This is a genomic window from Shewanella violacea DSS12, from assembly GCF_000091325.1.
Taxonomy (GTDB): domain Bacteria; phylum Pseudomonadota; class Gammaproteobacteria; order Enterobacterales; family Shewanellaceae; genus Shewanella; species Shewanella violacea.
Genome location: NC_014012.1, coordinates 1396987 through 1414306 on the forward strand (window position 1 = coordinate 1396987; position 17320 = coordinate 1414306).

The following is a 17320-nucleotide window of genomic DNA, read 5'->3' on the forward strand; positions in this document are numbered from 1 at the left end:
CTAGCCATTAACTCAAGCAAAAAAGCCTAGCTTTTAGGCTTCTTCTATACAGATGGCGATATCAAACACTTGGTAAATACGCAGACCATCTTTACTCAGGCTTGCGTCACCTGTGATGATTTTCTTACCATCGACATCTTTAATCGAGGTAATGCTGACATCCATAGACATCTGCTTGTTCAGTGGGTTGATCTGTCCACGATACTTCCACTTGATGTCTGATAAAATCTGACCAAACTTAGGATTTTTAAATCCTGCGCCCAAATCTTTAGTGATGGCGTAAGTCTGCATGGTTTCTATGATGGCTTCAACACCAAGAGAACCTGGCATAACCGGATCTTGATGGAAGTGGAACTGGAAGAACCAGTCACTCGGGTCGATAGTGCGCTCAGCAAAGAGATAACCAAGACCTTGAGTGCCGCCATTATCGACTATTTCAACCTTGTCGATAAAGTTCAGCTGTCCACCGGCTAAGCGGTAGTGTGGCTGACCTTCTGGGGCATTAAAGTGACGGCTGCTCTTGTCGAGTAGGTTGACGGTATAATCAGCCGCTATGCCTTTAGCGACATGCCAGGGCTGAGTAACCTTGCCATTGTCCAGTCCAAGCTGGTCTTTTAGGGCATCGCCCTTGAAGTAACCAAATACCGCCTTACCTTCGTAGAAAGGTACGCCATCTGTGCTCAGCTCGAAGCTGAAGCTCTGGATGATGTTAGTGCCAGCCATAACGGTAGACAGCAGACGAGAGTCGTTACGAATTGTCTTACCGCGTAGGTCGACATTTCTTAGCATCTTGCCGTTACCGTCTAAGTTACGGAAGAAAAGCTCTAAGCCTGGGAAGCCAAGTGTGGTGCCCATGTAGCCCGAGATAAAACCATTTGGCTGCAAAGATATTTCCATCAATATCGAGTACGGCATGCTGGCTTCATGGCTGTTCTTATCAAAATACCAGGCATCACTTGGGACTTCGTATTCGGCGATACAGGATGAAGGCTTCTTAAATTCGCCGCGCTTACCATTAACTTCAATCACGCGAGTCGTCACCTGCAGATCGCCACAAGGCGTGCGTGGTGGGATCATGCCGCGATAGATGGAGAACTCGGGGCCGAAACAGTTTTCTATGTTACCGGTAGCAAATTCAAACATGTGATAAGGGGTAAACGGCACAGTATCAGGTACACGGTTAGGATAATCTGGAGTGACAGGTGCCTCGACGTGCTGAATAGGGATAACGCCCTTGTTAGGAGCCTTAGTCAGATCCGGAATTTGCGCCATTAAGGGGGCGTTAGGACGAACCATCTTAGCTGTGTTGCCAGAAGCTGGTGTGGTAGTTAATGTCGTTGCACTAATCAGCTCAGGGTAACGAACACACTCATCTTCTTCCTTAATCATGACTCCTAGGTTCTTGAAGTCCACCACTGTCTTACCATTGAGTATGATATCGATATTGGCTTTAGCGTAAGGGCGAGGGCTGAAACCGATTTCGGTTATTTCCATACGATAAGTAAGCACACCAGATTGAGGCAATACCTGACCGCGACAACGTACCTGCTGTGAGGCATCTGCCAGTGGCTGGAAACGGCCATTCTTGGTTTGAGTGTGCATGCCAAGATGCAGCATGTAGAACTGCAATAATTGACCACAACCTTCGGCCATTAGAGAACCTGCCATCACTTCGTCACCTTGGAAGTGACACGGGAAGTACCAATGATTCGGTTCTAGTTGCTTATGGCCTTCGATAAGACCTAGGCCCCAGCTGCCACCAGTGCGGTCGACCTTGCTGATCTGTTCGATCATCAGGAATTTTTCTGACGCGAAGCAAAGCGATGGTTGAGATGCGCCTGCATGGCTAGGTCCGAAACAAGCGGCAATATCTGCATTGAGTAGCTTGTGGATATCGCCATAGCTGAAGCTGGTTTTAGGGCAATCTAGCAATGGGTTAAAGGTCTGCCTTCCCCTGTTAGAGAATGCTAGATTACGAGCCTTTATTTCATCTTCGGTGTGAATCACGCCCTTACCGTCGGCCAGCTCTTCATCGGTGAAGAAGCCTGCACAACCACCATCCATCTTAAGGACCATGGTATCGCCAACGAAACACTCATAAGAGAAGAAGAACAACAAGGTATCGCCGTTACGGGCATAGTTATTGATCTTAATGTCATATCTTAGGGTGTCGCCGCCACGAGGCAAGTCGCCCAGGAAGGTGAGGGTACAATCTAGCAGACGATAAACACGCTCGCCCTTGTTCTCAAAATCGATACCTAGATAGCTAATCAGCATCAAGTCACACTGACCTGATTCTACCGCTACGGCCCAAGGGATCTGACCATCTACTAAGTAAGGTGCATCAAGCGGAATGTCATACTCTGTGGTCATAGAGCAAGGCTTATACTTATTCATGGTCGCGTCGAGTTTAGTCACCCTAGATACCAGCAGATAATCTGTGGTTGGTAGGCGCACACGACGGGAGTAGCCGTCTATGATGGCGTAATCTGAACCAAATACCTTGGCGATATTACCCTCGGCGTATTCAACCAAGTCGGCATAGTTCCAGATACATGGCTTAAGTTCAGGCGTCGGCGCTATATATGGCGCTACGTTAGCGTGATCCGGCTTTAGTTCTTCAACTAGAGGGGCTAAAGCAGATATCGGCTGTTGAACTTGCATCAAAGGCGCCGTCACTGGCTGACCTGATGCCTGAGCAAGCTGCTGCTTGAGTAATGCGTCGGCCACTTTCATGCCAACAGAACGGCTCTTTAAAAAAGCCTGATGAGCTTGCTGCGTGAGCTGCTGGTTATGTTGGAATGCAGCTAAGTCGCCTTGGGATACATCAATTGGTGTACTTGGCGTTGTTAGTGCCTGAGTGTTAACTAAGGTAGTGTTAATCGTTTTAGTTTTCATAGGGGTACCTAATACTGGAGTAGGGCTCACAGGCGCTGCTTGTAACTGAACTTGTGCGGATGCTGTTTGCACTCTTGTTTGAGAGGAGCGCGTTATCAATGATTTGTGCAGCTTAACCACAGATGAAACCTTGGCCTGGGCAAGTTTACTTTGAATCGAAGGTAAGCTTGCTAGTGGTGTATCGACGATATGCTGATAGATATCGCGGCCACCTAAGGTCACTTGCTTGAGCAGTTGATGCTTGGCATCAGACTTGAGCTCAGAGCTTAGGCGTGATTTAAGCGCACTATTTTCATTCGCCGTTTGGCTCAGTAGCAATTGAGATTGTTGATCTTCATTGATGTTTATTACCAGTGCGCTACCAGTATTGCTCTGTTTGGACAGGCTTAGTAGGCCATGGAGCAGACCTGCCATTCCCGCCGCGGCGAAGCAGTGTCCAAGGCGATTATCAGCGCTGGTGCCAATGGCATTAGGAAATGCACTTAGCGAAGCGACAGATGTTGCTGGTGAACTTCCTGGTGCTATATTGGTTTCAACGACCTTAATCGTGTTGATATCTGCGCCGGCTTGGGTCAGTAACTTATCGGTGACAAGATTCGATTGGTTTGCTTTGCCAAAGGCGAGGGCACTAATCTGGCCATAAGTTTGATCATAAGCAGTGCTGTCATTGCTGTTAGCTGTATCAGGGACAAGTACCAGTGCACCGGCACCTTCACCCACATTCCAGCCGGTGTTTGTGACCGGATCAAAGGAGACTGGTTCGACACTGTTTTTCAGTATCACCTGCTCGAAACTACCGGAAAGGTCCACTGAGGCGATGACCACAGCATCTAGTGCTTCACTGGCCATCATATTTTGCGCCACATCGATACAGCGGCTGACAGATTGCTCTGCGGCTGAGATGGTAAACGCCGGACCATCGAAGTCCCAAAGTGAGGCGATACGCGAGGCCATGATATTGCCGATAAAGCTGGTGTACTGATTGAGCTTAGCCGCATCGAGCACACTATCCATGGTGATAGCTTCAAGAGCTAAGTATTCATCATCACTAAGGGTGACACCTATGGCTGTTAGGCTCTCTTGCAGCTGAGTGTGTAAGTTTACCCGGCCGCGGAACTGGTGCAGTTCAAGCTCGGTTTCCATGGCAACTAACACGGCGACTTTTTGTCCCGGCTTTAGCTTGGCATCACGGATTGCTTCATCGGTCACTTTCATCAGCATAAGCTGTTGTGAGATCAAACGGTCATCTTCGTTTGGCGGCAGTTTGAAGCGCAGAAAGTCTAGTTCGAAGCTGTCGATATAGGCTCCCTTAGGCGCTGCACTAAGACCAAATTCTGCCAGTATCTCTGGATGCTTCTCTAGGCCTTTCCAACGCTGCTTCGGCAGAGAAATAAAACCATTAGTATCTGATGCAATTGCATCACTGAGCTTATTAATACTGCTCAGTGGGCCGAAATGAGAAGCCAGACCAATAATCTTCATCGCTTCAGGTTCTGCTGCTATTGGAGCCGATATCCCTGAAGCTGCTTGTTGAAATGAGTAGGATTCCAGCAACAGGTGAGCATTACAGCCACCGAAACCGAATACAGATACGCCAGCATGGCGCAGTTTGTTGCCTGATTTTACCGGCCAAGGCTGCACCTGGTTAGGTAAAGTCTTGGTGCCAAATAGACCCTTAGGTGATTCGATGGCATCGCTGATATTGATACTCGGTGGCAATGCGCCCTCTTTCATGGCGAAGATCATCTTCATGATCCCAGGCATGCCAGCGGCGGTGAGCAGGTGGGCCAAGTTAGACTTAGCCGAGCCAATTAGCGGCGCGTTGGTGCCAGCAAGCTTGTCTTCGAAGAAGGTCTCCATGGACGTGAGCTCAATCTTGTCACCCAGTGGTGTGCCTGTGGCGTGACACTCGATCACTTCGATATCTTTAGGCTCGATATCACTGGCTGCATAGGCACGCTCAAAGGCTTTAACTTGTCCCTTAGGGTTAGGGCTGAGTACAAACTGGCCTTTACCGTCGTTGGACAAGCCGACGCCACTGACGACGGCATAAATTTTATCACCATCACGCTCGGCATCATCTAAACGTTTGAGCACCATGACGCCAGCACCTTCACCGGCGAACAAGCCTTTGCTGTCACTGTCGAAGGGAACTGAAAAGCCATGGTCCGGGTAGGCATGGAAGATGGAGAAGCCCATGTTGATGAAGAAAGGATCGGCGCCAGAAACAGCGCCGGCTAACATCACATCGGCTTTGCCCGCGGTGAGATAATCACAGGCGAGTTTTAAAGAATAGACTGAGCTGGCACATGCCGCATCTAGGCTGAGTTGCGCACCGCCTAAACCTAAGGCATCGGCAACAATTTTTGAAGTGTTGTGAGCGATAGCACCATTGGCATTATCGATGACGGTTTCGCTGCGGGCTCTATCAGTATGGGCATTGGTTGGGTTTAGCTTAAAGCCATTGTTGCCTAGCTTATCTTGCAATGCCTTTTCAACGGCACTGTGATAGATAGGCAAAAACAGATCATTGGAGCGGGTTGTCGGGAATGACAAGGCGCCCATGATGATACCCGTACGTGCTAAAGAGGTACTGTTTAAGGTTATCCCAGCATCCAAGAGTGCTTTTCGGCTGGTATCTAGCGCCCAAAGGAAGCTGTTATCTAGGCCTGTCAGACTCTCGCTTGATAGTTTATAACCTGTGGCATCGAAGCTGAAGTTCTCAATATAGCCGCCCTTGTTACAATAGAAGCGGTCTGATTGCCCTTGAACACCCTGATAATCTTGGGTGTTAGCGCCAAGCTTCTCATTGGTTAATATGCTGCGAGAGTCTCGCTTATCGAGCAAGTTTTGCCAAAATTCCTGTGGACTCTTGGCATCGGGGTAGAGGGTGGCTAGACCCACTATGGCGATTTTTCTCTGCTTGCTTGAAGGTTTGCCCTGTAAAGACATTAGACTTCCCCTTTGAGTAATTTGTTTGCATCGGGCTCACTGGAGATGCTGCCATCCAGAGTCGTTTGACCCCTTGAGTTCAGCTCAAGGAGCGCAATCTCTCGGTTGAGTCCATCGATGAGAGGCTGTAGTGATAACGGCACTCTATGACTGATAAGTTGTCCCAGTGCTTTTAGTAGGCTAGTGATGTCATCACCGCCTTTGGCGTTAACGGGTACTGTGCAGCATGAGTAGCTGCTGGCTTCTGCCCCGCAGCTTCTGTCGAGCTTGGCTATCTTGTCGATCAGGGTGCTGTTTTGTCTGTCGGCGCCCAGCTCGACAAATAGCTTAGCGCCTTGTCGTTGAGCGCTATGGATCAGCGCGGTAAAGTTCAAGGTATTACAGAAGGTATCTGCGATAGACTTGGCAATCATAGTGCTATCAATAACGCCTGCCTCGTTGACGGCCTTATCGCGCCTGTCACCAGCTAGTAGGCTAGCAGCACTGATAAATTTGATATCTTGTGGTAATTCCTCACGCAGTGGTTGAGTATAAAACTCAATCACATTGCCGTGCTCTTCCATTGCCGGTGACGTGTGCATGGCGGTCACTCGGTTAGCGGCTATACCACGCTTCTTCATCTTGGTCAGTAGCTCACGGCATTGAGTTTCACAACCTGCTATCACACAGGTATCTCCCTGAATAATGGCAAGATATGCGCGGGGGAATTCAGGAAGCAGGGTCTCAATTGGCTCGCTGGGACTGCGAACAACGAAGCTATTCCAGACTATGTCTGCGTCGTCATTGCTTAACTGCCACGCTTTACGCACGGCGGTTAGTTGGCCTGAAATCGCAGAGGTAAATAGTGGATCGTGTTGAGTCTTCTCAATCAAGGCGTGGGGGTCATTCCACACACCTAGGCTGGCCCACATGGAAGCTTCTCCCATGGAATAACCTAGGGCAAAATCTGGGGTGATATTGAACTCTTGCATCAAGAGTTGAGTGAGCAGATAGCTGCTGCCAACACCGGCAATAGCCAGATCGCCTAAGGGCATGGCTGGGGCAACCTTAGCATCTAAGTGATAGATGTCATCGGCTTGCAACATAGACTTCAAATCGCCTTCACGTTCTAGTCGTGAATAGAGTGATGGGAAGTATCTGTGTAGTTCGCTAAACATATCAGCATAAACGGTACCTACACCCGGATAAACGAAGGTAAGACCCGCAGTCTCAACATTGCCCAAGGGCTTTGCAGTGAAGTAACTGCCAGCTGGTGTCTTATATTGAGAGCTGTTCTGACCATCCTGACTCATGACCTTAGGCAATGCTTCAATCATGGCGCTGAGCTCAAGTTGCATAGCCGCAACTGAACTTGCTTGTAATGTAATGGCGTAACAGGCGTTGGTCTGCTCGAATGCGATAAGATTATCTCTCATCACAGAGAGTACAGAGCCTGGTTTAGCCTGAAGTGCTTGGTTGAGACCGTGAAGCGCGGTTAATAGCTGAGTTTGAGTATCACCGGATAGTACAAACTGTAAGCGCTTATCGTCGACAATGGATTTTGGTGCAATAAAGCCGGTACCTTGGGTAATAATAAAGCTGGTATTGGCTTGTTTGTCAGCTGCAATATTGTTAACCGAATGAGAGAAGTTGACCGCAGTGACTCTTGCTTGATGATTTGGGGTAAACCAGTAGTGACTCTTGGCCTGTTTAGGCCCGAGTTCGACCCCCTCATTGACCTCATTACGAATTGAGGTTCGAGAAGCAAGCTCAGTGATTAACTGGTGAACCGCTGCAAATTTCTGCTGGCTGTCCAGATCATGTAAATTCTCTATCTTACTGACAGTGGCACTATCTCGCTTAGCCTGAGCCAGTGCGAGTGCCATTGTCTGCTGTACACCGGTATTACCTTGCTGTATCGCAGCAAGCTGGGCATGGGGATGTATTCTCAGCTGCGCCGCTTTGAGTGACGGCATCATCAACAGGGACTGGCTTGATGTCGATAATTGAACCAGCTTGCCCTCATCGATAGCTTGAATAGTGGCCTTGAGGTTAGCCTCGAAGTCATCGACTTCAATGTTAACAATCTGCTCCGAAGTACCCTCTTTAGAAGCCCCCTTTTTAGAAGAGAGCAGTCCAGATTGATATAGCTCAGGCAGTAGCACCTCGAGTGGATTAGCCGACGGACTATCGTAAGACAGTTTTGTCGACGGCAGCACTAAAAGCGCGATGCGCAGTGGCATCGCTACTTTTTGAGGCGCTTGTTGCTGTGCAGCATTAAGCGTTTGGTTCACTATTTAGCCTCATTCTCTTTATCAAGAGCCGCAGAGGGCTCCGCCAAGAAGGCATTATTCAGGCTCTTACTGACGGTGACTTTTGCCCCCTTCATCATAGCGCTGAGCTCGCCATTTTCATGGTAAAGTGCAACATTAGCCAGTAGTGAACGAGAATTGGTTTTAATCACTTCAAGCTCGATAATCCCAGACTCACCGAAGGCCATAGGTTTGTTGGAGATAAACTCACCGATAGCAGATGGCAGACTGGCCGCACCGTACTTGAGTCTTGCCCAAACAAGCATGGCTTGTAGAAGTAAGTCTTCGGCAAAAGGCTGGCTGCCGCCAAGATGAGTCGTGGCAACAAAATGGCCGCAATCTTCATCACTCACATGTGGCAGTCGACAGCTAGCTAACAGTCCTGAATCATCAAACTGGAATACCTTCTCGATACCTTGCAAACGTGGCCCGTGGAACAAGGTTCCGTTGCTATAAAGCTCACTCGCAGTAGCGATACACTCACCGGTATCGGTAAATCGCTTAGCTTGTGGCAGTTCGATGGACTCATCACTGACGAGCGTCGCCTTGTATTGCGGACGTCCCTGACAGGTGATCATCGCGCTCATTTTAAGAGCCGCTGAAGGCTCACTGTTTCCAAGTGCCGTTGAAGGCTCTTGGTTGAGTGCTTCGATAGGTGTCAGTTCAAGTTTTATTTCTTGAACATCATCGTTGTCGAAGATGATCCCTTTAAGCAGCTTATAATCGAGAACTTTAACGCGAGACCCGAGCATTTCGCTTGCAGCTTCGCGCATCCACGCAATAGCGCACACTGTTGGGAGCACTGGATTACCGCTAATGCGGTGGTCTTGAATAAAGACCATAGCATTAGGGTTTAAGGTTCTTGTTAACGTCAGAGGCGTTAGCGGACCCTTGGTCGCAAGGCGCTGCGGATGTTGTGCAAGTTGCACCTCACCCGCATTAAGCTTTTTTACAGAAGAACCTTCTGTAGCAGAGCCATCAGCGATTTTTGATTGAGAGTCGCCGCCGCCCTGCATCGAAGTGCCAACCAGCAATTGTACGCCAGTCTCACTCAGCAGTTGGGTGGCAAATAACTCGGCGCCAGCCTTGAGTGGGATTACGTACACACCACGGTCGGTAAACATCTTCTTCAGTGCTGGATTAACCATGCCGCCATCCCAAGGACCCCAGTTAAAGCTCATCACTTTAGCTTGCGGGTTACGCCCAGTGAACTGCAGCGCCGCCTTGTTGAGGATATCGTTAGACATGGCGTAGTCGCTTTGACCTGTGTTGCCGTAGAAGCCAGCTGCAGACGAGAACATGGCAAGCAATTTAATCTTGCTTGCATCCAGTACTGACAATACCGCTTTTAGACCATTAACCTTAGTGCCATAGACGCGTCCTAGCTCTTCGATTGTCTTGTCTTCGATATGCTTGTCGGCAAGTACACCTGCACCATGGATAAGACCGGTAATAGCGTTAGCCTTTCCCGTTAGGGCCTTGTTGATAGCAGCCGTATCAGTGACATCCATGCTGACATACTCGGCACTCGCACCTACTTGGGCAAAAGCCTCAAGCGCTGTGTTTATCTCCATTGAGCTTTTAACTGTCCACACTAAGGATTCGACCTGCTTAGGTGTTGGCTTCTGTCCCGTAGAGATGATGTGAGCAATGGCTGCAGGTTTTAGCTCACTAATTTGCTTATTTTCTGCCCACTGAGGGATAGCCTGTAGTTCACTACGTCCCGCTAAAATAAAGTGAGACTGAGTGCGTTTAGCCAGGGCCAGGGCGCATTCGAAGGTCACGCCTTTAGCTCCACCGGTTACCAGTATGGTATCTGCACTGTTTAGTTCACATTTTGCTGTTTTATCGGCTGCATCACCAGCAACTAAGGTAGCACGAGTCACATTGCCTTTTTTGTCCAGGGACAAGCCAACTTCTGCCAAGTTAGTCACGCTATCGAATAGCTCGTTGGTAATGGCATCTGCAAGGTGAGTCGCATCTAGATTCGAGGCGACATCCAGAGCACGACAGAAGACAGTAGGCCACTCATGGCTGAGTGTCTTAGTTAAGCCTGCCAGAGCCGCTTGGTTTAGCTCGGCATCTTTCAGAGCTTGTGTGTCTAAGTAACCGAAGCCGCCATCGATACGGCTCACTGTGATAAAGCTGCGGCGCTTATCACTTGACGCCGTAAGCGTTGGCTGAAGTAGCTTAGCCCAAAGGAATGCTTGGCTAACATGAGTAAAGCTTTCACTGTTCAGGTTAACGGCATCAGTTTTGTTCTTGCTATTGGCTTCTGGTTGTAGGTGAATAAAGCCACCAATTTTACCTAGCTGCTGCTCAATTTGACCAATAACGGCGCGAATACCCGCTTCATCAGTACTCTTGGCCTGGAAGCTTGCGACATCGCTATTAAGTGGTGATTGAGCGCCGCCTTTTGCAAGACGAATAACAGCAACTTTTAGACCTTGTTTAGTCAGTTTCTCTGCTAACACGCCGGCGTTATGACCATCATCTGTGATCACTAGGCTTGCGTCTGCGGCGAAACAGTCTTTAATCGTGTCCGCCGCATTAAGCTTTTTTAGCGCTACCTCGCTATGAGGTGGTAATTCTTCAGTAGGCTGGGCTGAGACTGGTGCAGGTTTTGTTGATACAGCTCCAGTATTGGCCAGCTTTGAGTTCATGTATGCAACGATTTCACCTAAGGTTTTACATTCGGCAAGATCTTCAGGGTTTAGCTCAGGTAGGCTAGGTAGTTCATCTTGAACCGTACCTAGAATTTCTACACGCTTGATAGAGTCGATACCTAGATCGGCTTCCATATCCATGCTGAGTTCTAGCATCTCTGTTGGGTAACCAGTCTTGTCGGCAACCACAGACATCATAGTAGACTGAACTACTTGCGCGCTCAAGGCTGTCTCAGCGGAGAGTTCGCTTGTAGCAACTACGGCTTGAGGAGCGGCGCCTTCAGCTGGAAGCTTGGAGCCTTCAGCCAGTTGAGAGTTCATGTAGGCAACGATTTCACCCAGTGTACGACACTCGGCAAGATCTTCAGGATTTAGCTCAGGAAGACCCGGTAGCTCATCTTGAACAGTACCAAGAATTTCAACTCGTTTAATAGAGTCGATACCTAGGTCAGCTTCCATATCCATGCTTAGCTCAAGCATCTCAGTTGGGTAGCCAGTCTTGTCGGCAACCACTGACATCATAGTTGCTTGAACTTCTTGCGCGCTCAAGGCTGTCTCAGCAGAGAGTTCGCTTGTAGCAGCTACGGCTTGAGGAGCCGCCGCGGCGCTATTAGCTGCTGGCAACTTAGAGTTCATGTATGTAACGATTTCGCCCAATGTACGACACTCGGCAAGATCTTCAGGATTTAGCTCAGGAAGACCCGGTAGCTCGTCTTGAACAGTACCAAGAATTTCAACTCGTTTAATAGAGTCGATACCTAGGTCTGCTTCCATATCCATGCTTAGCTCAAGCATCTCAGTTGGGTAACCAGTCTTGTCGGCAACCACTGACATCATAGTTGCCTGTACTTTCTCTGATGAAAGACCATTCGCTACAGGAGAAGCACTTACTTGAGGAGCGGCACTTGTATTAGTCGAAGGTAGCTTAGAGTTCATATAGGCAACGATTTCGCCCAGTGTACGACACTCGGCAAGATCTTCAGGATTTAGCTCAGGAAGACCTGGAAGCTCGTCTTGAACTGTACCTAAAATTTCAACTCGCTTGATAGAGTCGATACCTAGGTCCGCCTCCATATCCATCTCAAGTTCAAGCATCTCAGTTGGATAGCCTGTCTTCTCAGCAACAACAGACATCATAGTGGCTTGTACTTTCTCTGATGAAAGACCATTCGCTACAGGAGAAGCACTTACTTGAGGAGCAGCACTTGTATTAGTCGAAGGTAGCTTAGAGTTCATATAGGCAACGATTTCGCCCAGTGTACGACACTCGGCTAAGTCTTCAGGATTTAGCTCAGGAAGACCTGGAAGCTCGTCTTGAACTGTTCCTAAAATTTCAACACGCTTGATAGAGTCGATACCTAGGTCCGCCTCCATATCCATCTCAAGTTCAAGCATCTCAGTTGGGTAGCCAGTTTTATCAGCAACAACAGACATCATAGTGGCTTGTACTTCTTGCGCGCTAAGACCTGTAGAGAGTGAGCCCTCAGCGGTTTGTGAAAGGGCAGCAGCGGCACTTGTTGCTTGAGTCGTTGAACTTCCTGAAGGAAGTTTACTATTCATGTAGGCAACGATTTCACCTAGTGTTCTACACTCGGCTAAGTCTTCCGGGCTAAGTTCAGGAAGTCCTGGTAGCTCATCTTGCACCGTACCTAAGATTTCGACACGCTTAATAGAGTCGATACCTAAATCGGCTTCCATATCCATCTCAAGCTCTAGCATCTCAGTTGGGTAGCCAGTCTTTTCGGCAACCACTTCGAGCATGGTAGCTTGAACTTTCGCTGCGCTTAATCCAGAGGGGGCAACAGGTACAACTGCTGCCTGTACTGGAGCGGCTTGATGACTAATAGTCGGTGTTGCCTTTGGCGCTTGTACTGGAGCAACTATTGCCGCAGGTTTAGGTGCCGCGACGACAGGCGCCGGTGTTTGCACTGGTGCAGTAACTTGTGCGACGACAGGAGTCGGCTGAGCTGCAACTGGTGCGCTCAGGGCTGTTGCCGTCTGGAGTGGGACTTGAGTTGTAATAACTGCCGGCGCACCATTAAGCATGCTGAGTGCTGCTGTATTGCTTCCTGCTTGCATCTCAAGAAATTGTGTGTGGCTGAGTAATGTCTGTGCTTGTAGCTGGTGAAACTGTTCCATAGAGCGTTGTAGGCTCTCTGGAATCGCGATACCGGCACTGGCTAACTTAGTCTGCTCTGTCATCAAGGTCGTGAAGGTATCACCGTATTGCTGGGGGATCTCCAGGAACTGTTGATGAAGCTCGGCAGCTTGCTGCTGCGCGGCAAAGAAGTGAGTTAAGGCATCGCTGCTATTAACGACTACTAATGGCTTGGAATTTTTAGACACTACTCGACTCTCTTGAACTGGTTCGGCATTGGCTGAGATATGATTTAGGTGTGCGTTGCCAGGCTGCTGAGATACAAGCTCAACAATCTTTTCAACTTCAATCACTTTTTCAATGACCTTTTCTACTTCAACTATCTTCTCAACCACTTTTTCTACGATCTTTTCTTCAATAATCGTCGTGCTAGTCACAGTGCCAGTCTCTAAGGACTTAGCCATCTTAGCGCGGGTCGACTTACTGATATGGTTGACAGCATTTAGGGTGATATTCATCGGAGATGCTTTAGCAGGCGCTGCTATATCGGCTTGATATGGATCGATATTATCAAGCTTGATACCCGCAACAGCCATCTGAACTGCAGCTTGCTTAAGCTGTAGGTCGCTATCACCCTTAGGGCTTGGATTGATAGAGATAGTGCAAAGCTCACTCTTATTCGCCAGCGCTTTATCGGTAAGGGTACCGACTACCAGCTTCTGCAGTATGTTCTTTGGACCGAACTCAACAAATACACGGGCACCAGCGGCATACATGGCTTCTAGTTCAGCGGTAAAGCGTACAGATTGCAGCATATGCTTCTTAAATGAAGCCTTAATCTTGCCTGCGTTGGTGTCATAAAGCTCACCGGTTGCATTTGAGTAGAGTGCACGCTTTGGCTTATTAAACTTAGCTGCGTCAATGGCGTTAGCAAATGGTGCTTGAGCGTGACCAACAAGTTCAGTGTGGAAAGCGCCTGATACTGGTAGATTAATCGCTTTATATCCAAGTTCGCTAAGGGCCTTAGCCGCTTCGCCGGTAGATACAGTTGGACCTGCAATCACAGACTGAGTCGGTGCATTGTAGTTAGCGACTTTAACCCCATCGAACTTGGCGATAGTGGCTTCAACGGCTTCAAGATCTGCTGCAGACTTAGTAATGATAGCGAACATAGCGCCTGTGTCAGCTTCTGTTTCACCTTTTTTCGGCTCAGCTTTGGTTGCCATGGCATCACCACGGGCAAACGCGAGCTGGTAGTAATCATAGCTCGAGATAACACCGGCTGCACATAGTGCACTTAGTTCACCGAAGCTATGTCCTGCTACCATATCGGCACTGAAACCAGCGGCGGTGAATAGCTCATATTGACCCATAGAGATGGCGCCGATGGCACTTTGTGCATTGGCGGTGTTGGTCAGTATCGCTTCTTGAGCCTTTAGATCGTCTTTATTAAACACAGGCCTTGGATAAAGCGTCTGTGAAAGTGGCTGCTTATTATTGGCGGCAAAGACTTTATCGGCAGTCACAAATTGCTGACGCATTTCAGGATAATAACAGGCAAGGTCGCGACCCATATTGAGGTATTGTGAACCTTGGCCTGCGAATAGTGCGGCTACTTTACCTTCAACACCTTTGGTGCGGTAGCTGGTGCCACCAGGTAGTTGCCAAGTGTCATCACTGTTCTCAGTGAGTTTAGCGACTGCTTGCTTAATCAGTGTGGCTAACTCTTCCTTACTATTAGCAACCAGACCAAGGCGAGGCGCGTTTGTGTCTAGTTTACGCAGAGCATAATCAGCTGCTGCTTTATTAAGGATGAAATCGGCGTTAGCCGTAGCCGCTGCTAAGGTGTTTAGCTCGCTAATGAGGGCATCTTTTGACGCTGCACTGACTAGGAAGCTTTGAGCCACCTGACGTTGACGATATTTAGATTTTTCGCTGTCATTACGCTGATGCTCTTTGGTGTACTCTTCTAATACGAAGTGGAAGTTAGTACCACCGAAACCAAATGAGCTGATACCCGCGCGGCGCGGTGTGCCATCGGCGCGTGGTAGCCAAGGACGAGTCTCTGTGTTCAGGTAAAATGGTGAGTTTTCGATATCCAGTTTAGGACTTGGCTCACTGATGTTGATTGTGGCAGGCAGAACTTTATGATGCAGTGCAAGTGATGCCTTGATTAAGCCAGCAGTACCTGCAGTAGATTTAGTGTGACCAATTTGAGATTTTACCGAACCAAGAGCGATATGCTGCTTAGTGTCGTTACCTTGGCTAAATACCGAGCAAAGACCTGCAAATTCAGCGGCGTCACCGGCAGCTGTGCCTGTACCATGAGCTTCGATAAGGCCTAGAGTGTGAGGCGCAAAACCTGCGTCGTCATAGGCGCGGTTGAGGGCTTTTGCTTGACCTTCAGGGCGAGGTGCATAGATAGACTTGAACTTACCATCTGATGATGAGCCAATGCCTTTAATCACCGAGTAGATTCGGTCACCGTCACGCTCGGCATCTTCCAAACGCTTCAAGGCTATCATGCCGATGCCTTCACCTATCATCATGCCTTTCGAGTCAATGTCGAATGGCTGAATGGTTTCGTTGGTGGTAAATGCTGGTGTCTTAGAGAAACTCATGTACATAGAGGGTGAGTTATCGGTACACACGCCACCTGTGATCATCATATCTGAGCGGCCATCGACCAATTCACTGACAGCCATACGCATAGCGGCTAATGAGCCTGCACAAGCTGCATCGACGACACAGTTCATGCCACCTAAGTCGAAACGGTTGGCGATACGACCGGAAATCACATTACCAAGAGAACCTGGGAATGAGTTTTCTTCCCAGTGGATATACTGGTCTTGGAATTTCTTGATCAGCATCTCACTATCTGTGTCGCTGATACCACTATTTTTGAATACTTTCTTGAGTACAGGGTACTGAAGACGGGCTGTTAAGCTGTGGCTGATCTTCTGTCCGCCACCCACACCCAGTGTGATACCAATTTTATCTCTGTCATAACCTTCAGGAAGATTAGCATCGGCTAACACTTCTTTAGCAACGATCAAAGAGAGCAGCTGTGATGTATCAGTCAACTCTAGGATATTTGGCGGCAGGCCAAATTCCATTGGGTTGAAGTCAACATCAGGCAGGAAGCCACCACGCTTACAATAAGTCTTATCTGGCGTGCTCTTGTTTGCATCGTAATAATCTTCTGGCTGCCAATGAGTCGATGGCATATCTGTAATGGCATCGATTTTTTCGCTGATCAAGTCCCAGAATTTATTCAGGTAGCGAGAGTTAGCAAAGATGCTTGCCATGCCTACTATGGCAATGGGCATATCTTTGAGACGTTTGTTTAGGCGCTTATCGGCTTTCAAGTCTTGTACTGACTCAGGTGCTGATTTTTTGTCGCTCGCTAAAGGCTTCTTTGAAGGTTTAGAGGTCTGGCTCATTATGAGTCTCCACTGGGTGCCTGATTATCAGGCGTCTTGTTGTTAGTCTCAACGTTTTTTGTGACATGCCCATGACTGAGTCTGGCACCAGGAAAACGCTGTAAAAAGGTATGGTAGTTGCGAACAAGCAACTTACGCAGATGAAACGGCCCGTGTTTTAACACATAGGCTATGTATCGGTTGGTGGCGTGGGTATTGCCATCTTGGTAAATATCTAAGTATATCCAGTCACTACTCGGGTCTATGCCGAGCAGTATCGAACTGGGCTCCTCGTTAGTTAGTTGTGGCGGTATGGTTAGTGACACAACCTGAACCACGCAGGTTTGATCATCATCGGCTATGGTCTTGGCCAAGGTATCCGAATGCAGAGTGTAGGTTTCAATGTTACTTCCCTGAATAACAGGTAACTGATTGAAGTAACGCTCGGGTACTAAAGGGCTCTCGATACTACCTACCTTGGAGACTCCATATCGTTTCAGGCAACGGGCTAATCCCGAACGTGACACATTGGGGTTGATAAACTTCTGCGTTACTTTGAGAAGTTTGTCCAAAGGTGTCTTTAGTTGGTACCTGAGACCAACCACGACATACTCCTGCAATGGAGTGAGTGTGGTGTTGAGATGGTGGGGAGTGTTAGGGGTATTTTCGACAGAATCGCGTTTACGCCATTTACGCACTGTGGCTTCGCTGATGTTCAACACTTTGGCAAGTTGAGTCACAGAAAAGTCTGATCCTTGTATGAATCGTCTCATCTCTGGTGTCGTTGTTGCATTACGGTGCCGTGCTTCAGTTGCACTTCGCGTACGCTTAAGCGGATTTGTTTCTTCAGTAAGAAGATGTTTTTGAGCTTGCTCTACCATTAAATTAGCGGGTTTCCGTTAATAATCTATTGGGACTAATGCGATTTTAAGACTGAGGTTCCCTGCAGGAGTTCCCTGTCTTCGCGTTTTTTAAAGCAATTTGTAGCTAATG

Annotated in this window: 4 protein-coding genes; all 4 read right to left on the reverse strand. The window is 48.4% G+C overall.

Features of this window, described 5'->3' with window-relative positions; translation table 11 throughout:
- Positions 1 to 33 precede the first annotated feature (33 nt).
- Genes SVI_RS05605 through SVI_RS05620 form a run of 4 tightly spaced genes read right to left on the reverse strand, consistent with a single transcriptional unit; the run spans position 34 to position 17208 of the window.
- Positions 34 to 5850 (reverse strand): hotdog fold thioesterase, encoded by a 5817-nt coding sequence (locus SVI_RS05605; RefSeq protein WP_013050482.1) that lies wholly within the window; start codon positions 5848 to 5850, stop codon positions 34 to 36.
- Positions 5850 to 8123: a PfaB family protein gene (locus SVI_RS05610; protein WP_013050483.1), complete on the reverse strand. Its 2274-nt coding sequence runs from the start codon at positions 8121 to 8123 to the stop codon at positions 5850 to 5852. Before SVI_RS05610 ends, SVI_RS05605 begins: the two co-directional genes overlap by 1 nt.
- A complete protein-coding gene (locus tag SVI_RS05615; RefSeq protein ID WP_013050484.1) occupies positions 8123 to 16348 on the reverse strand; it encodes a type I polyketide synthase in 8226 nt (2741 codons plus the stop codon). The genes SVI_RS05610 and SVI_RS05615 overlap by 1 nt, the downstream gene beginning before the upstream one ends.
- The gene (locus SVI_RS05620) at positions 16348 to 17208 is read right to left on the reverse strand and encodes a transcriptional regulator (RefSeq protein ID WP_041419726.1); all 861 of its coding nucleotides are present in this window, start codon (positions 17206 to 17208) and stop codon (positions 16348 to 16350) included. The genes SVI_RS05615 and SVI_RS05620 overlap by 1 nt, the downstream gene beginning before the upstream one ends.
- Between the last annotated feature and the right edge of the window lie 112 nt (positions 17209 to 17320).